The sequence below is a fragment of the Pseudomonas anguilliseptica genome, from assembly GCF_021375795.1.
GTDB classification, from domain to species: domain Bacteria; phylum Pseudomonadota; class Gammaproteobacteria; order Pseudomonadales; family Pseudomonadaceae; genus Aquipseudomonas; species Aquipseudomonas anguilliseptica_A.
In genome coordinates, this window is record NZ_JAEIOI010000001.1 from 384,730 (window position 1) to 402,379 (window position 17,650).

Consider the following 17,650-nt stretch of genomic DNA (forward strand, 5'->3'; position numbering starts at 1 on the left):
TCAGGGTGGCGCTGGCAGGTCGGGTGGTCAAGGAAAAACCTTGGCCCCGCGCGGCTTATAGATTGCATCAGGAGAGTGTGCTAAAAAGGCCCGACGATTGGGTTGTAGCCCGTCGGTGACAGGGCCTCAGGCGCACTGATATAACGCAAAAATAACGACTCACCGAGGCGATGGTAGGGCAAACATGGAACAGCATTCCGAGGGTTTGAGGGTGATGGTGATCGACGATTCGAAAACGATTCGTCGTACCGCGGAAACCCTGCTGAAAAAGGTGGGCTGCGAGGTAATTACCGCAGTTGACGGCTTCGATGCCTTGGCAAAGATCGCCGATACCCATCCGAACATCATTTTTGTCGACATCATGATGCCGCGGCTCGATGGCTATCAAACCTGTGCCTTGATCAAGAACAACAGCGCTTTCAAATCCACTCCGGTGATCATGCTGTCCTCCAAGGACGGCCTGTTCGATAAAGCCAAGGGGCGCATCGTCGGCTCCGATCAATACCTGACCAAGCCCTTCAGCAAAGAAGAGCTACTCGGTGCGATCAAAGCTCATGTGCCTGACTTTACGCCGGTTGAACAAGCGTCCTGACGCCTGGCTGAATAGCTGAGCGCCTTTTTAAAGTATTGGGAAACACCATGGCTCGAATTCTGATTGTTGATGACTCGCCGACTGAAATGTACAAACTGACCGCCATGCTGGAAAAGCACGGTCACCAGGTACTCAAAGCGGAAAATGGTGCTGACGGCGTTGCTCTGGCGCGCCAGGAAAAGCCTGATGCCGTGCTGATGGATATCGTCATGCCGGGCCTCAATGGCTTCCAGGCCACTCGTCAGCTGACCAAAGATGCTGATACCAGCCATATCCCGGTGATCATCGTCACCACCAAGGATCAGGAAACCGACAAGGTCTGGGGCAAGCGCCAGGGCGCGAAGGACTACCTGACCAAGCCAGTTGACGAAGAAACCCTGGTTAAAACCTTGAATGCGGTATTAGCCGGCTAATACCTGGTTTGTCCGCAATTAAAAAAGAATAAGGCCGCAGCTGGCATGTCGGACGCGCAAACACCTTTTCAGACTCTTCAGGATATCGACAGGCTCTGTCGCTCACTGGCTGCTGGCTTGCCTTCGCAGCAGGCAGTGGTGCAGACCTGGAGCGGTATCGGCTTTCGCATGGGCGAGCGCTTCTTCGTCGCGCCGATGGGCGAGGTGGGCGAGGTGCTGCATGAGCCGCGGCACACTTTGCTGCCTGGCGTGAAAAGCTGGGTCAAGGGCGTGGCCAACGTGCGGGGCCGCCTGTTGCCAGTGATGGATCTGTGCGGCTTCTTCGGCAATGAGCTGTCGCCGCTGCGCAAAAAACGCCGCGTACTGGTGGTTGATCACCAAGACGTATTTGCCGGCCTGACGGTCGATGAAGTATTCGGCATGCAGCATTTTCCTGTGGATACCTTCTCCGAGCAGCTGCCGCCGCTCGAGGCGTCCATAGCACCCTTTATCCACGGAGTCTTTCAACGTGAACAGCCCTGGTTGGTGTTCAGCCCACACGCGCTGGCCCAGAACCCGGGTTTTCTCGACGTGGCGTATTAACAGTTTATCGGTGGGGTCGGTATTGCCGGCCTTTTGGCGTTACATGGGAACCGTAGTGCGGTCGGTCCAGGCGGGGGCCAGTAAATGAAAAAACTAAATGCAGGTAATTTGTTAGCAGGTGCGCGCAGTAGCACATTGATCGCAGGGCTGTTTATTGTCCTGATCGTTTCGATCGTGCTGTTGTTCGCCAACTTCGCCTACATCAACACGCAGTCCAACTACGACACGGAGTACATCGGTCACGCCGGTGAGCTGCGCGTACTGTCCCAGCGTATTGCGAAGAACTCCACGGAAGCGGCAGCCGGTACGGCCGAAGCCTTCGGTTTGCTGCGCGATGCGCGCAACGACTTCCAGGCACGTTGGGGTTACCTGACTGACGGTAACGAAACCACCGGCCTGCCAGCGGCACCTGAGTCACTGCAAGCACAGATGGCCGTGGTGCAGCAGGACTGGGATACCCTGCGGCAGAACACCGACGCCATTCTGGCGAACGAACAGACCGTACTGTCGCTGCACCAGGTAGCAGCCACACTGGCTGAAACTATTCCGCAACTGCAGGTCGAGTACGAGGAAGTGGTCGACATCCTGCTGGAGAGCGGTGCTCCCGCTGCCCAGGTTTCGGTTGCCCAGCGTCAATCGCTGTTGGCGGAACGTATCCTCGGTTCGGTGAACAAGGTACTGGCCGGTGACCAGGACTCGGTACAGGCCGCTGACATGTTCGGTCGCGACGCCAGCCTGTTCGGTCGCGTACTGGCCGCGATGCTGGAAGGCAACGCCGCCATGGAAATCTCCAAGGTGACCGACGAGGAAGCTCTCGAGCGTCTGGCGGAAATTTCCGAACTGTTCGAATTCGTATCCGGTTCGGTGGACGAGATTCTCGAAACCTCGCCGGAACTGTTCCAGGTGCGTGAATCGGCGAACGTTATCTTTACCGTATCCCAGACCCTGCTGGACAAGGCTTCTGACCTGGCTGTCGGCTTTGATGACCTGGCCACCGGCCGTGCCATCAACACCCTGTTCGGCTACGTGCTGGGTGCCCTGGCGCTGGGCTCGATTATCCTCATCGGTCTGGTGATGGTGCGTGAAACCAACCGTCGTCTGGCCTCCACCGCAGAGAAGAACGAACGTAACCAGGCGGCGATTCTGCGACTGCTCGACGAAATCGCCGACCTCGCCGACGGTGACCTGACCGTGGCCGCGACGGTAACCGAGGACTTCACCGGTGCCATCGCTGACTCCATCAACTACTCCATCGACCAGCTGCGTGACCTGGTAGCCACCATCAACCTGACCGCCGTTCAGGTAGCTGGTGCTGCCCAGGAAACCCAGGCCACGGCGATGCACCTGGCCGAAGCATCCGAGCACCAGGCGCAGGAAATTGCCGGTGCTTCTGCGGCGATCAACGAAATGGCCGTGTCGATTGACCAGGTATCGGCGAACGCCTCGGAGTCCTCTGCGGTAGCGGAACGTTCCGTAGCCATCGCCAACAAAGGCAACGAAGTCGTACACAACACCATCACCGGCATGGATAACATCCGTGAGCAGATTCAGGACACCTCGAAGCGGATCAAACGCCTCGGTGAATCGTCCCAGGAGATCGGTGACATCGTTAGCCTGATTAACGACATTGCCGACCAGACCAACATCCTCGCCCTGAACGCCGCGATCCAGGCCTCCATGGCCGGTGACGCGGGCCGAGGCTTCGCCGTGGTAGCGGACGAAGTACAACGCCTCGCAGAACGTTCGTCTGCTGCAACCAAGCAGATCGAGGCACTGGTTAAGACGATTCAGACCGACACCAACGAAGCCGTTATCTCGATGGAGCAGACGACGTCGGAAGTGGTGCGCGGTGCACGTCTGGCGCAGGACGCCGGGGTGGCACTGGAAGAGATCGAGAAGGTATCGAAAACCCTCGCGGCCTTGATTCAGAACATTTCCAACGCCGCTCGCCAACAGGCCTCTTCGGCGGGCCACATTTCCAACACGATGAACGTGATCCAGGAGATCACCTCGCAAACCTCGTCCGGTACCACTGCCACCGCCAAGAGCATTGGTAACCTGGCCAAGATGGCCAGTGAAATGCGTAAGTCGGTATCCGGCTTTACCCTGCCGGGTGGGGAACAGGCTTAACCAGGTGCTGGGTGGCAGGCTGAAAGTCCTGTCGCCCAAGGACTATGGCCGTGAGCGAGGGGCACGACATGCAGTCAGGCGTCTGGGCCTTGCAGCCTTTGGCAGACATGACAGCCACGGAGTTTCGTGACTGGCAGGTGTTGCTTGAGGAACGTACCGGGGTCGTTCTCAACGAGCGACGACGAGCGTTTTTGCAGACCAATCTGAGTGCGCGGATGCGCGAACTGGGTGTCATGGACTATGCCGCCTATTACCGGCAGGTCACCGATGGGCCGCGTGGTGCGGTGGAGTGGTCGACGCTGCTGGATCGCTTGACGGTTCAGGAAACACGCTTCTTTCGCCACCGCGCATCTTTTGACGTACTGGAAAGCTACCTGCGTGAGCGTCTGCAGCAAGGCATGACGCAACCCTGGGAGTTGTGGAGCGTTGGCTGTGCCAGCGGTGAAGAGCCGTATTCGCTGGCCATCAGCGCTGCCGAAGTGCTGCGCGACACGCAACACCCTGATTTTTTTGGGGTGACGGGTACCGATATCAGCCTCAATGCCCTGAGTAAGGCGCGGGATGGGCAATACGGTGCGCGCCGCCTGGAGTTGTTGGACAGCGACCTGTGCCAGCGTTATTTCCTGGCCCAGGACGATGGACGTTTCAAAGTGGTGCCGACCCTGGCCGCACGTGTGTGTTGTGCGCGGCTGAATGTGCTGGAGCTGGCCAAGGCACCCATGTCCGGTATGGACGTTATTTTTTGTCAGAACTTGCTGATCTATTTTCGTCGCTGGCGTCGCCGCGAGATCCTCAACCGCCTGGCCGAGCGCCTGGTGCCTGGAGGTTTGCTGGTGGTTGGAGTGGGCGAAGTGGCGGGTTGGCAGCATCCGGAGTTGATCCCGGTGGCCGACGAGCGAGTCCTGGCGTTTACCCGCAAGGGATAAGGCAGAGCCAAGTTTATGAGTGGAGTGGCTATGGGTGATCGGCACGATTATGTCGCCCTGGAATGGGTCAAGGGCGAGATCGCGGAAACCCTGAAGCAGGCGCGTCAGGCACTGGAGGCGTTCGTCGAGAACCCCCAGGACGCTACGCGCATGCGTTTCTGCCAGACTTATGTGCACCAGGTGCTCGGCACCTTGCAGATGGTCGAGTTTTTCGGCGCAGCCCTGCTGGCCGAAGAAATGGAACAGCTGGCCGGGGCTTTGATCGAGGAGCGGGTGACCAATCAGGGTGAAGCCCTGGAAGTGCTGATGCAGTCGATTCTGCAGCTGCCGGTTTATCTCGACCGTATCCAGACTGCCCGCCGCGACCTGCCGATGGTCGTGCTGCCTCTGCTCAATGACCTGCGCGCTGCGCGTGGGGAAAAACTGCTCTCGGAAACCAGCCTGTTCGCTCCGGATATGTCCGGTCGCACGCCAGCGCTGCCCCATGAAGCCATTGACCAACTGCGCACTGCCGAACTGCCGGTGTTGCTGCGCAAACTGCGGCAAATGCTGCAAATGGCCTTGGTCGGGGTGATCCGCAACCAGGACCTGCCGACCAACCTGGGTTATATGGCACGGGTGTTCGCGCGCCTGGAAAATCTCTGCAAGGATTCGCCGCTCGGTCCGTTGTGGCAGATCGCTTCGGGGGTGGTCGAAGGTCTGGCCAACGGCAGCGTGAACAATGGCACCTCGATTCGGACGTTGTTGCGTCAGGTTGATAAGGAACTCAAGCGGCTGCTCGAGCAGGGCGCCGATGGCCTTAACCAGGCCGCTCCCGATGAGCTGAGCAAGAACCTGCTGTTCTATGTGGCCAAGTCGTCGGCGCAGTCGCCGCGCGTGCGCACCCTCAAAGAGCAATATCGCCTCGACGATGCGCTGCCGGACAACGATGTTGTCGACGAAGAACGGGCCCGCCTGGCCGGGCCGGACCGCGACGCCATGCGCTCCGTGGTCGCCGCATTGTGTGAAGAGCTGGTGCGGGTCAAGGACAGCCTTGATCTGTTCGTGCGCAGTGATCGCACCCAGGTCGCTGATCTGGATGCACTCGCCGCGCCGCTCAAGCAGATTGCCGACACTCTCGCGGTACTGGGCTTCGGTCAGCCGCGCAAGGTCATCGCCGATCAGCTCGATGTGGTCAGCAGCCTGGCCAAGGGCCAGGGTGAGCCAAGTGATGCCGTGCTGATGGATGTCGCCGGCGCGCTGTTGTACGTCGAAGCGACCCTGGCTGGCATGGTCGGCCCGGCGCAGGATGGCGGACGTGAAGAAAGCCATCTGCCGACCACCGATGTGGCGCAGATTCACCAACTGGTGATCAAGGAAGCGCGCAACGGCCTGGAACAGGCTAAAGACGCGATCATCGAGTTCATTGCCTCGCAGTGGAACCACGAGCACCTGGCCCGCGTGCCCGAGTTGCTGACCCAGGTGCGTGGCGGTTTGGCGATGATCCCGCTGCAGCGTGCCGCCGATCTGCTAAACGCGTGCAACCGTTATATTCAGGAACAATTGCTGGCGCGCAAGGCTGTGCCTAACTGGCAGAACCTCGACACCCTGGCTGACGCCATCACCAGCGTTGAGTACTACCTTGAGCGTTTGGCTGAAGACCACGCAACCCAGGGCGACCTGATTCTCGACGTAGCCGAGGAAAGTCTGGAAAGCCTGGGGTACCCGCTCAAGGAAAAGCCCTCGATCCTCGATCGCATCGAGCCTGAGGCGGAGTCCTTCGCGCCATTGGCCGACCCGCTGGACGATCTCGACGTGCTCGGCGCCGAGCCGGAGCCTGAGACGCAAACCGAGCCAACGTCGCCAGTCGCCGAGGAATCGCTGAGCCTGGAGCTGGCAGACGATTTCAGTGCCGAGTTCGCTGATCTGAATTCAACCACGATTGAGGCTCCGCGCAGCGAACCCGAGTGGTCGACTGCCAGCGCCGAGACTGAACTTGAACTGGTCGACTTCAGCATTGATCTGGTCGAGGCTGAGCCTCTGCCACTGCTGGACAGCGCTGAGGAACAAGTCGCTGAAGAACTGTCGCTCGATAGCCTGGAGCTGGACGCTCCTGACAGCCTGAGCAACTGGGGCGAAGCCGAATTTGCTGCCCTTGAACTGCCTGAGGTCGAACTGCCCAGCGCCCCGCTGAACGAAGAGCCTGAACAACCGGCTGTTGAGAAAGCCCTGTCGATGGCCGATGTCATGGCCGCTCCGGTGCAGGCGATCAATCCGCCCGCTCACGACGTGCCGCCCAGCCTGTTGCCACCGCCGGCCGATGAAGAACCGGTCGATGACGAATTGCTGGAAGTCTTCATCGAAGAAGTGGGTGAAGTCTTGGAGACCATTGGCGAGTACCTTCCCCAGTGGTGTGCCGATACCGACAACAAGGATGCCCTGACCGAAATTCGCCGTGCCTTCCACACCCTCAAGGGCAGTGGCCGTATGGTACGTGCCCTGGTGATCGGTGAACTGGGTTGGGCAATTGAAAATCTGCTCAACCGTGTGCTCGACCGCACCATCACCCCGGGTGCCGAGGTTCAGCAGGTGATCGCTGATGTGGTCGCTCTGATGCCGGCACTGGTCGCTGAATTTGCCAACAAGGCGCAGCGTCAGCGCGACGATGTCGACCTGCTGGCGGCAACCGCGCATGCCTTGGCCAAAGGTCGAACCCTCCCAAAACCTGAGGCCCCGGTGGAGCTGGTAGCAGAGCCCGAGGGCAGCCCGGCCGCTACCACCGAGACCAGTGCCGCCGCTGTTGTTGAAGACAGCGACGACGGCCTCGACCCGCAGTTGCTGGAAATCTTCCGCAACGAAGCGGAAATGCACCTGGATACCCTGGTGGGCTTCCTGGCTGATTGTGCCCAGGAGCTACCACAACAGGTTACCGATGATCTGCAACGTGCCCTGCACACCCTCAAGGGCAGCGCCTCGATGGCCGGTATTCAGCCGGTGGCAGAGATTGCCTCGCCGCTGGAAAAACTGGTCAAGGAGTTCAAGACCAACCTGATCCCGATGGATCTGGCAGAAGCCGAGCTGCTGAGCAGCGCTGAAAAGCTGTTCCGTCTGGGTCTTGAACAGCTGGAAACCCATCCATTGGCAGCTTTGCCGGGAGCCAGCGAGTTTCTTGAGCGCGTGCAGAAACTGCACAACGACCGCCTGGAACATGCGGAAAGCAGCCGTCAGAGCGAACCGGGTGAGAAGCGCGATCCGCAGATGATCAGCATCTTCCTAGCCGAAGGCATGGATATCCTGCTGGACGCTGAAGACCTGCTGCGCAAGTGGCGCGAACACCCGTCCGAGCGCCAGGAACTCAGCTCGCTGCTGGAGGAACTGACCACCCTTGGCCGTGGTGCCGAGATGGCAGATTTGCCGCAGATCGATGAGCTGTGCGAGGCGCTGCTTGACCTCTACGGTGCTGTTGAAGAAGGCAGCCTGGCAGTTAGCGAGCGTTTCTTCAGTGAGGCCGAGCAGGCCCACGAAGCCTTGATTGGCATGATGGATCAGGTAGCCGCAGCGCTGCAGGTCAGTGCCGCCCCCGAGCGGGTTATGGCGCTGCGTAATCTGCTGGACGAGGCACTGGATCCCAACACTCTGGCGCTGTTGTCCAGCAACGGTGACTCCGGCATTGAGGTCGTCGAACTGGCCGATGCCACCGCAGCCCTGGAAACCATGGCTGAACCACAAGAATTGCAAGAGCCGGATACTGCGCTGGTGCTTGATGCATTTGTCGTGGAAGAACAACCTGCGCCCCTCGCCGAGGTGATCGAACCTGCCGAGGAACCTGCAGCGGCTTCGCTCTACGAGTCGCTGGATGAGGAAATGGTGGCGATCTTCCTCGAAGAAGCCGTCGATATCCTCGACAGCGCCGGACAGGCACTGGAACGCTGGTTGGCTGATCCGGAAAACAAGGCTGCGTTGTCGTCTTTGCAACGTGACCTGCACACCCTCAAGGGAGGTGCACGCATGGCCGAGATTCGCCCGATTGGCGATCTCGCCCATGAGCTTGAATCCCTTTACGAAGGCCTGGTTGACCGTCGCTACAGCTTCTCGCCTGCACTGGCCGGTCTGCTGCAGCAGAGCCATGACCAACTGGCGCAGTTGCTGGAGCAACTGCAGGCCCGTGACGTCATGCGTTCGTCTGAGCAATTGATCGAGGCTATTCGCAGTTTCCGTCAAAGTGGCGGGCAAAGCTTGCCTGTTACCCCGGTGGCGCCCGAGCCTGAAGCCGAAGCCGAAGCCGAAGCCGAAGCCGAAGCCGAAGCCGAAGCCGAAGCCGAAGCCGAAGCCGAAGCCGAAGCCGAAGCCGAAGCCGAAGCCCTGCCTGAGCTGGAAACAGTCGAATTGCTGGACACCGAGCTGCCTGAATTGCCGGCGGTTGAAGAAGAGATCGACTTCGGCATTCTGGCGGATACCGCCCCGATTGCCGCCGAAATCAATCTGACTGACGAGCTGCCGGTAGAGATCGAGGTATTTGCATTACCAGCCATTGAGCTGGATGAGCAGCTGCTTGAGCCCGAGTTGCCCGCGCCGGTTGAGTGGCAGGACACTCTTGCAGAGCCAGAGCCAGAGCCAGAGCCAGAGCCAGAGCCAGAGCCAGAGCCAGAGCCAGAGCCAGAGCCAGAGCCAGAGCCAGTTGTGGCCGTGGCAGCTGCGCCGGTGCTGGATGACGAACGTGATCCAGAACTGGTGGAAATCTTCCTTGAGGAAGGTTTCGACATCATCGACAGCGCCGGGGCAGCCTTGCAGCGCTGGATGGATGACGTCGACAACAGCCTGGAACTGGAGTCGCTGCAGCGTGACCTGCACACCCTCAAGGGTGGTGCACGGATGGCCGAGATTCGTGAGATTGGTGATCTGGCCCACGAGTTGGAGTTCCTTTATGAAGGGCTTGGACAAGGCCGCTTGCGGGCCAGTCAGGACCTCTTCACCTTGCTGCAGAGCTGTCACGACAGCCTGGCCGAGATGCTTGAGGCTGTGCGCAACAAGCGTGCGGTACCCAATGGCGACGCACTGATCGAGACCATCAAACGCTTTCGTGCCAACCCCGACGAGCAGTTGAGCATGCCGTCCTCGGTAGCCCTCAAGGCGGCCGAAACCGAGCAGGATGACGATGCCGAGTCAGACATCCTCGACATCTTCCTTGAAGAAGGTGATGACCTGCTGGAGGCCATGGAAGAAGCCATCGGCCGTTGGGAAGCTGACCGTGAAGACGGCAGCAGCATTGATGACATGCTGCGGATTCTGCACACCCTCAAGGGTGGTGCGCGGCTGGCCGGGCAGAAACGCCTGGGCGATCTGACCCATAGCCTGGAGCAGCACCTGAGCGAAGCGCAGACTCAGGGCGCGCCGTGGCCGCAAAGCCTGTTTGTTGATGTGCAGTCGGGCTTTGAAGGCTTGCAACAGGAACTCGATGTCCTGCGTCAGCGCCTGAATGCCAGCTTGGCAGTCGATAGTGGTAATGCGCCAAGCGAGGTTGTTGCGGCTGAACCGACCGCGCGTCTGCCTGAACTGGCCACACCGATTGTCGCCGCCAGTGCCATGCCGGCGCAGGAACTGGTGGCCAAGGTGCTGCCGTTCGTTCGCCGCGCTGAAGAGGCTGCGCAGGAAGCCGCCTCGCGTCGTGCGCCGCAGGAGCTGGTCAAGGTGCCGGCCGAGCTGCTGGAGGGCCTGGTCAACCTGGCGGGTGAGACTTCGATCTTCCGTGGCCGGGTCGAGCAGCAGGTCAGCGATTTTGGTTTCACCCTGAGCGAGATGGAAGCCACCATCGACCGTGTGCGTGATCAACTGCGCCGCCTCGATACTGAAACCCAGGCGCAGATTCTCAGCCGGATCCAGGCTGAGGCCGAGCGCGCCGGCTATGAAGATTTCGACCCGCTGGAAATGGACCGCCACTCGCAGTTGCAGCAACTCTCGCGTGCGCTGTTCGAGTCGGCCTCCGACTTGCTAGACCTGAAAGAAACCCTGGCTGCGCGTAACCGCGATGCGGAAACCCTGTTGCTGCAACAGGCGCGGGTCAACTCCGAGCTGCAAGAAGGCCTGATGCGTACGCGGATGGTGCCGTTCGACCGCCTGGTGCCGCGTCTGCGCCGTATCGTGCGGCAGATTTCCGGTGAGCTGGGCAAGCAGGTCGAGTTTATTGTCGGTAACGCCGAAGGCGAGATGGACCGTACCGTACTTGAGCGTATCGTTGCGCCGCTGGAGCACATGCTGCGCAACGCCGTCGACCACGGCATCGAGGCCGCTGACGTGCGCCGTGCCGCCGGCAAACCTGAGCAAGGCACCATTCGCCTGGCGCTGGGCCGCGAAGGTGGCGATATCGTTTTGACCCTGGCCGATGACGGTGGCGGGATTCGCCTGGAAGCAGTCAAGCGCAAGGCCATCGAGCGCGGCCTGATGGATGCCGATTCCGACCTGACTGACTACGAAGTGCTGCAGTTTATCCTTGAGGCCGGTTTCTCTACCGCGGAGAAGGTTACGCAGATTTCCGGGCGTGGCGTCGGGATGGACGTGGTTCACTCCGAGGTTAAACAGCTTGGCGGTTCGATGAGCATCGAGTCTGTGCCCGGCACCGGCACCACCTTCACCATTCGCCTGCCGTTTACCGTATCGGTCAACCGTGCGCTGATGGTGCTGTCGGGTGAAGACCTCTACGCCATTCCGCTGAATACCATCGAAGGTATTGTGCGGGTCTCGCCGTACGAGCTGGAAGCCTATTACGCGCCGGATGCGCCGCGCTTCGAATACGCCGGGCAGATCTATGAACTGCGCTATCTGGGCGACCTGCTGAACAACGGTCAGCAGCCCAAACTGGTTGGCCAGAGCCTGCCGCTGCCGGTGATTCTGGTGCGCTCCAAGGAGCACGCCGTGGCCGTGCAGGTCGACTCCCTGGCCGGTTCGCGTGAGATCGTGGTGAAGAGCCTGGGCCCGCAGTTCGCCGGGGTGCACGGGATTTCCGGTGCGACCATCCTCGGTGACGGCCGCGTGGTGGTGATTCTCGACCTGCTGGCGACCATTCGTGTGCTGCATGCGCACCTGCTTACCCAGCTGCAACCGCGACAGCTCAAACAGTCGGCCAGTGCCGCCGAGATTGAGGCGGAGCGCCCGACGCTGGTCATGGTGGTCGACGACTCGGTTACCGTGCGCAAGGTCACCAGCCGTCTGCTCGAGCGCAACGGCATGAACGTATTGACGGCCAAGGACGGTGTGGATGCCATTTCCCAGCTGCAGGAGCGCAAGCCCGACATCATGCTGCTGGACATCGAAATGCCACGCATGGACGGTTTCGAGGTGGCAACCCTGGTGCGCCACGACGAAGGCCTGAAAGACTTGCCGATCATCATGATCACCTCGCGTACCGGTGAGAAACACCGTGAGCGGGCCATGAGCATCGGTGTCAACGAGTACCTCGGTAAGCCTTATCAGGAGTCCTTGTTGCTTGAAACCATTCAGCAATTGGTGGGCCGCCACCCGGTAAACCGCACATGACTGAGAAGACTGCAGCCCGCATTGCGGTGATCGCCGATACCTCCCTGCAGCGTCACGTGTTGCAGCAGGCGCTGACCGGCAGTGGTTATCAGGTGGTGATGAACAGTGACCCTGCGCGCCTCGATCAGGACACCCTGAGCGCCTGTGAAACCGATCTGTGGCTGGTCGATCTGGCGCAGTCGGAAGATTCGCCGCTGGTCGACAGCCTGCTGGAAAGCGCCTCGGCCCCGGTGTTGTTCGGCGAAGGCCACGCCCCGGAGCGACATTCGGAAAACTATCCGCGATGGGAGCGCCGGCTGTTCGGCAAATTGAAGAAGCTGGTTGGCGATCCGTCGCAGGCCGTTGGCCCGAGCCTGGAAGCCTTGCTGGCTGAAGCGCAGCGGCCATCGCGCCTGGACCTGCCGGCTGCATTGGCGGACACCCCGTTGGTGGCGGGTGAGCCGGCGCGCCAGGTGTGGCTGCTGGCCGCCTCGCTGGGTGGACCGGCGGCGGTCAAGGCGTTCCTCGATGCCCTGCCGGGCGGTCTGCCAATTGGTTTTGTCTACGCCCAGCATATCGATGCCAGCTTCGAGAATGCCTTGCCGCAAGCCGTGGGTCGGCACAGCCAGTGGCATGTCAACCCGGCCCGGCATGGCGATGCCGTGCGCTGTGGCGAAGTGGTGGTTGTGCCGATCAGCCATGAGCTGGGGTTTGCCGATGACGGTGCGATGCAGATTGCCGAGCGTGGTTGGCCAGAGCCCTACAGCCCGTCGATCGACCAGATGATGCTCAACCTGGCTCAGCATTTCGGTGCCATGAGCGGGGTGATTGCCTTCAGCGGCATGGGCAGCGATGGCAGTGCCGCCGCCGCTTATGTACGCCGTCAGGGCGGTTTGATCTGGACCCAGCGCGCCGACAGCTGTGCCTGCCCGAGTATGCCGGACAGCCTGCGTGAAGGTGGCTACAGCAGCCATAGCGGTGACCCGCGTGAGCTGGCCGAGACGTTGGTCAATCACCTGGCCGAGCAGTGCAGTTAATTCGGGCGGGTGCCCTGAACAGGAAATTTTCATGAGCCAAGCCGTCGCCAACCAGAACAGCGCCAACAGCCTGACCGGCCTGTTGATGCCGCTGACTGACCGTACTCTGCTGCTGCCCAACGTCGCGGTGGCCGAGCTGATTCCCTATCGCGCGCCACAGGTCAGCGAAGGCCTGCCCAGCTGGTTCCTCGGGCAGATTGCCTGGCGTGATCTGCGCCTGCCGCTGTTGTCCTTCGAGGCAGCATCGGATGGCCAGGTCAGCGTCAGCCCTGGCTCGCGGGTTGCGGTGATCAACGCCCTGGGCGGCCGGCCGAGCATCAAGTTTATTGCTGTACTGGTGCAGGGTATTCCACGCTCGATCAAGGTCGGCAGCGATCTGCTACGTGCGGATGTCGATCTGGCGCCGCTTGAGCTGGATGCGGTGCAGTTCGGTGACGCTGTGCTGAAGATTCCGGATCTGATCGGTCTGGAGCAGAAGCTGGCGGACGCCGGATTGATCTGACGGTTTCTGTACGAAAAAGCCCGCATCTGCGGGCTTTTTCTTGGGCGCACACTTATCTAGAAATCGCCCCACAACTGCTGCGCCACGCTCAATGCCACGACCGGCGCGGTCTCCGTACGCAGCACCCGTGGGCCGAGGCGCGCGGCGTGAAAACCCTGTGCTTTTGCCTGGCTTACTTCATTGTCACTCAGGCCGCCTTCCGGGCCGATCAGAAAGGCCAGCGACTGTGGTTGAGGATGGCTGGCCCAGGGCTCGGCGACCGGGTGCAGCACCAGCTTGAGGTCAGCTGATACCTGCGTCAGCCAGTCTGCGAGGTTGATGGGCGGATGAATGATCGGCAGCACTGAACGGCCGCATTGCTCGCAGGCACTGATCGCCACCTGCCGCCAGTGCGCCATGCGCTTGTCGGCGCGTTCATCCTTGAGGCGCACTTCGCAGCGTTCGCTGACGATCAGGCTGATTTCGTTGGCACCCAGCTCGGTGGCCTTCTGAATCGCCCAGTCCATCCGCTCGCCGCGTGACAGGCCTTGGCCCAGATGAATGTGCAGCGGTGATTCGGCCTGGCCGGCAAAGGCTTCGCGTAACTCGACGCGTACGCTTTTTTTGCCCACTTCGATCAACTCGCCGCGGTATTCCTGGCCGCTGCCATCGAACAACTGCACCGCATCGCCCACGGAATGCCGCAACACACGGCCGATATAGTGGGCCTGGGCTTCCGGCAGCTCGTGCTGGCCGAGGGCGAGGGGGACATCGATAAAGAAACGGGATAGGCGCATAAAGGTGAACCTGGAATAAAGGCGCGAATTTTAGCCTTAGGGTGCGCCGCGCGCATGGATATCCGTACGGTGGATGACGCTCTTTTCATCCACCGTAATATCGCAATGGTGGATGGATAAAGCGTCATCCACCCTGCGACTGTATTTAGCCTGGATCGCGAAAGCCGGGGTAGTTGGCATTGCCCTGCGCCACGCTGACCGAGGCGCGGGTGGCGATATCGATGCCTTCGCTAGCCACTTCGGCGAGGAAGTCGATCTGCTCGGGGGTGATCACGTAGGGCGGCAGGAAATACACCACGCTGCCCAGTGGCCGTAGCAGCGCGCCGCGTTTCAGGGCGTGCTGGAACACCTTGAGGCCACGGCGTTCCTGCCAGGGGTAGGCGGTCTTGCTGGCCTTGTCCTGCACCATTTCGATGGCCAGGGCCATGCCAGTCTGGCGTACTTCGGCGACATGCGGGTGATCAGCCAGGTGCGCGGTGGCGCTGGCCATCCTTGCGGCCAGGGCTTTGTTGGCTTCGATCACATTGTCCTGCTCGAAGATATCAAGGGTCGCCAGGGCGGCGGCGCAGGCCAGCGGGTTGCCGGTGTAGGTGTGCGAGTGCAGGAAGGCGCGCAGGGTGGCGTAGTCGTCATAGAAGGCGCCATAGACCTCATTGGTGGTCAGCACCGCTGCCATCGGCAGGTAGCCGCCGGTCAGCGCCTTGGACAGCACCAGAAAGTCCGGGGTGATGCCGGCCTGCTCGCAGGCGAACATCGTGCCGGTACGGCCGAAACCGACGGCTATTTCGTCGTGGATCAGGTGCACGCCGTAGCGGTCGCAGGCCTCGCGCAAGAGCCTGAGGTAAAACGGGTGGTACATGCGCATGCCGCCAGCGCCCTGGATCAGTGGCTCGACGATTACCGCGGCGGCTTCGTGGTGATGCTCAGCCAGTGTTTGCTCCATGTGGGCGAACATGACGCGCGAATGTTCTTCCCAGCTCACGCCCTCGGGGCGCAGGTAGCAATCCGGGCTGGGCACCTTGAGGGTGTCGAGCAGTAGCGGCTTGTAGGTATCGGTGAACAGCGATACGTCGCCCACCGACATCGCCGCCACGGTTTCACCGTGATAGCTGTTGCTCAGGGTGACGAAGCGCTTCTTCTCCGGTCGGCCGTTGTTGAGCCAGTAGTGGAAGCTCATCTTCAGCGCCACTTCGATGCCCGAGGATCCATTGTCGGCGTAGAACACCTTGTTCAGGCCTGCCGGGGTGATCTGCACCAGGCGTTCGGACAGCTCGATAACCGGTTGATGGGTAAAGCCGGCGAGCATCACGTGTTCGAGGTTTTCCAGCTGCTCGCGGATGCGCGCGTTGATACGCGGGTTGGCGTGGCCGAAGACATTGACCCACCAAGAGCTGACGGCATCCAGGTAGCGTTTGCCATCGAAATCCTCGAGCCATACGCCTTCGCCGCGTTTAATCGGCACCAGCGGCAGCTGTTCGTGGTCTTTCATCTGGGTGCAGGGGTGCCAGAGTACGTTCAGGTCACGCTGCATCCATTGTTCATTCAGGCTCATCGCGGTACGGGTGCCTCAGCTTGTCATCGTCTGCGCCAAGCCTATCAGATGCCCCGTGTGCGCAGGACGGCACAACCTGCGGTGATTGCCCGGTTGGCCGCTGATCCGCTCTATCATGCCGCCTGTAGCCCGCACGCTGAACTTTGCAGCGTGGCGTTAGACTAATCTGGTTGGATCAAACTCGATGGTAACGCATCGTATTTCTCGATATTTCAAAGCGAAAATTTCCGCTTTTTGTCGATAGGTTTGTTGCTAGTCTTGCCCCACTCGCGGTTTAAGCACTTGCACGGCTTGCCAGCATGGTGTCCACCTCAAGGGCGTTGCGACCTGATGTTTAGAGATGGCTCTCGGTAATTTTATCGGAATGTTTGTTATGCAATGGCGCAATAGTTCTTCCCATTACGGCCTGGTCAGCATCCTGTTGCATTGGTTGGTGGCGCTGGTCGTATTTGGCCTGTTTGGCCTGGGTTACTGGATGGTCGGCCTGGATTACTACAGTGGTTGGTACAAGACCGCGCCGGATCTGCATAAGAGCATCGGCCTGCTGCTGTTTGCCGTGATGTTGGTGCGCGTGTTGTGGCGTTGGGTCAGCCCGGCCCCGGCGAGTTTGCCGAACCATGGTCGGCTGACCCGTCTGGGCAGCAAGCTGGGACATGGTTTTCTGTACCTGGGGCTGTTCGTGCTGATGATTTCCGGTTATCTGATTTCCACTGCCGATGGCCGAGGCATCGAAGTCTTCGGTCTGTTTGAAGTGCCTGCCAGCCTGACCAGCATCCCCGATCAGGAGGATGTCGCCGGCCTGGTGCACGAGTATCTGGCCTGGGCCCTTGTGATCTTTGCTGGTGTACACGCTCTGGCGGCACTGAAGCACCACGTTATTGACCGTGATCGCACGCTGCTGCGTATGTTCGGTCGCTAGTTTTTTTCGCTGTTTCCGGGCGCTGGATGACCACGTGCCCATTCCACACACATAAGGAGCATGCCCATGTTGAAGAAAACCCTCGTAGCTCTGGCACTTGGTGGCGCACTGATCGGCGCTGGTCAGGCGATGGCGGCTGATTACGCCATCGACAAGCAAGGCCAGCACGCCTTCGTCAACTTCAAGATCAGCCACCTCGGCTATAGCTGGCTGTACGGTACGTTCAAGGACTTCGACGGCAGCTTCAGCTTCGACGCCGCCAAGCCGCAGGACAGCAAGGTTAACGTGACACTGAACACCACCAGCGTCGACACCAACCATGCCGAGCGTGACAAGCACCTGCGCAGTGGTGATTTCCTCAACGTCAGCAAGCACCCGACGGCGACCTTCACCTCCACTTCGGTGACATCCACCGGTGAAGGCACTGCCGATATCACCGGCGACCTGACCCTCAATGGCGTGACCAAGCCGGTGGTGATTGCGGCCAAGTTTATCGGTGAAGGCAAAGACCCGTGGGGTGGCTACCGTGCCGGCTTTGAAGGCAGCACCAAGCTGAAACTGAAAGACTTCGACATCCAGAAAGACCTCGGCCCGGCATCTCAGGACGTTGAGCTGATCATCTCGGTTGAAGGCGTACGCAAGTAAGCCAGTAGGCGGGGTACAACCTGCCTGTTCAGACCTGCCAACAAAAACGCCGCCCAATGGGCGGCGTTTTTCGTTTTGTGTTTCAACG

The 17,650-nt window shown here is 60.4% G+C and carries 12 protein-coding genes; 10 read left to right on the plus strand and 2 right to left on the minus strand.

From position 1 onward, the window contains the following. Positions 1–184: 184 nt before the first annotated feature. From pilG to IOD17_RS01850, 8 genes are all read left to right on the plus strand, one after another. Complete coding sequence (pilG, locus tag IOD17_RS01815; protein ID WP_108094981.1) at positions 185–592, plus strand: twitching motility response regulator PilG; 408 nt, start codon at positions 185–187, stop codon at positions 590–592. 47 nt (positions 593–639) lie between these two features. Beyond that, on the plus strand, positions 640–1,005 hold the full coding sequence (pilH, locus tag IOD17_RS01820) for a twitching motility response regulator PilH (RefSeq protein WP_108485952.1): 366 nt from the start codon (positions 640–642) through the stop codon (positions 1,003–1,005). Between the two features lie 45 nt (positions 1,006–1,050). Next, positions 1,051–1,587 (plus strand): chemotaxis protein CheW, encoded by a 537-nt coding sequence (locus IOD17_RS01825; protein WP_233683408.1) that lies wholly within the window; start codon positions 1,051–1,053, stop codon positions 1,585–1,587. Between the two features lie 84 nt (positions 1,588–1,671). Further along, a complete protein-coding gene (locus IOD17_RS01830; RefSeq protein WP_233683409.1) occupies positions 1,672–3,717 on the plus strand; it encodes a methyl-accepting chemotaxis protein in 2,046 nt (681 codons plus the stop codon). Between the two features lie 68 nt (positions 3,718–3,785). After that, complete coding sequence (locus IOD17_RS01835) at positions 3,786–4,643, plus strand: CheR family methyltransferase (protein ID WP_233684493.1); 858 nt, start codon at positions 3,786–3,788, stop codon at positions 4,641–4,643. A gap of 30 nt (positions 4,644–4,673) precedes the next feature. Beyond that, positions 4,674–12,152, plus strand: a complete 7,479-nt coding sequence (locus tag IOD17_RS01840) for an Hpt domain-containing protein (protein ID WP_233683410.1) — start codon at positions 4,674–4,676, stop codon at positions 12,150–12,152. Beyond that, complete coding sequence (locus IOD17_RS01845; protein ID WP_233683411.1) at positions 12,149–13,168, plus strand: chemotaxis protein CheB; 1,020 nt, start codon at positions 12,149–12,151, stop codon at positions 13,166–13,168. The genes IOD17_RS01840 and IOD17_RS01845 overlap by 4 nt, the downstream gene beginning before the upstream one ends. A 31-nt stretch (positions 13,169–13,199) precedes the next feature. After that, on the plus strand, positions 13,200–13,670 hold the full coding sequence (locus IOD17_RS01850; protein WP_233683412.1) for a chemotaxis protein CheW: 471 nt from the start codon (positions 13,200–13,202) through the stop codon (positions 13,668–13,670). Between the two features lie 56 nt (positions 13,671–13,726). Here the strand turns inward: IOD17_RS01850 and IOD17_RS01855 are convergent, their stop codons facing one another. Both IOD17_RS01855 and IOD17_RS01860 read right to left on the minus strand, forming a co-directional pair. Further along, positions 13,727–14,446, minus strand: coding sequence for a 16S rRNA (uracil(1498)-N(3))-methyltransferase (locus IOD17_RS01855; RefSeq protein WP_233683413.1), 720 nt, complete (start codon positions 14,444–14,446; stop codon positions 13,727–13,729). Between the two features lie 145 nt (positions 14,447–14,591). Continuing rightward, positions 14,592–15,998 carry an adenosylmethionine--8-amino-7-oxononanoate transaminase gene (locus IOD17_RS01860; RefSeq protein ID WP_233683414.1) on the minus strand — a complete coding sequence of 469 codons (1,407 nt, stop codon included), beginning with the start codon at positions 15,996–15,998 and terminating at the stop codon, positions 14,592–14,594. A gap of 373 nt (positions 15,999–16,371) precedes the next feature. On the opposite strand from IOD17_RS01860, the gene IOD17_RS01865 reads away from it, so the two are divergent. Beyond that, entirely contained in the window at positions 16,372–16,917 is a 546-nt protein-coding gene (locus IOD17_RS01865) for a cytochrome b (RefSeq protein ID WP_233683415.1), read from the plus strand. Between the two features lie 66 nt (positions 16,918–16,983). After that, positions 16,984–17,562, plus strand: coding sequence for a YceI family protein (locus IOD17_RS01870; RefSeq protein ID WP_233683416.1), 579 nt, complete (start codon positions 16,984–16,986; stop codon positions 17,560–17,562). The last annotated feature ends 88 nt before the right edge of the window (positions 17,563–17,650 follow it).

Excerpts from the sequence above, each read along its gene's own strand:
- IOD17_RS01865 (WP_233683415.1), top strand. The coding sequence starts at position 16,372 with ATGCAATGGCGCAATAGTTCTTCCCATTACGGCCTGGTCAGCATCCTG.
- IOD17_RS01850 (WP_233683412.1), top strand. The coding sequence starts at position 13,200 with ATGAGCCAAGCCGTCGCCAACCAGAACAGCGCCAACAGCCTGACCGGC.
- pilH (WP_108485952.1), top strand. The coding sequence starts at position 640 with ATGGCTCGAATTCTGATTGTTGATGACTCGCCGACTGAAATGTACAAA.
- pilG (WP_108094981.1), top strand. The coding sequence starts at position 185 with ATGGAACAGCATTCCGAGGGTTTGAGGGTGATGGTGATCGACGATTCG.
- IOD17_RS01855 (WP_233683413.1), bottom strand. The coding sequence starts at position 14,446 with ATGCGCCTATCCCGTTTCTTTATCGATGTCCCCCTCGCCCTCGGCCAG.
- IOD17_RS01870 (WP_233683416.1), top strand. The coding sequence starts at position 16,984 with ATGTTGAAGAAAACCCTCGTAGCTCTGGCACTTGGTGGCGCACTGATC.
- IOD17_RS01835 (WP_233684493.1), top strand. The coding sequence starts at position 3,786 with ATGCAGTCAGGCGTCTGGGCCTTGCAGCCTTTGGCAGACATGACAGCC.
- IOD17_RS01860 (WP_233683414.1), bottom strand. The coding sequence starts at position 15,998 with ATGAGCCTGAATGAACAATGGATGCAGCGTGACCTGAACGTACTCTGG.
- IOD17_RS01830 (WP_233683409.1), top strand. The coding sequence starts at position 1,672 with ATGAAAAAACTAAATGCAGGTAATTTGTTAGCAGGTGCGCGCAGTAGC.
- IOD17_RS01825 (WP_233683408.1), top strand. The coding sequence starts at position 1,051 with ATGTCGGACGCGCAAACACCTTTTCAGACTCTTCAGGATATCGACAGG.
- IOD17_RS01845 (WP_233683411.1), top strand. The coding sequence starts at position 12,149 with ATGACTGAGAAGACTGCAGCCCGCATTGCGGTGATCGCCGATACCTCC.
- IOD17_RS01840 (WP_233683410.1), top strand. The coding sequence starts at position 4,674 with ATGGGTGATCGGCACGATTATGTCGCCCTGGAATGGGTCAAGGGCGAG.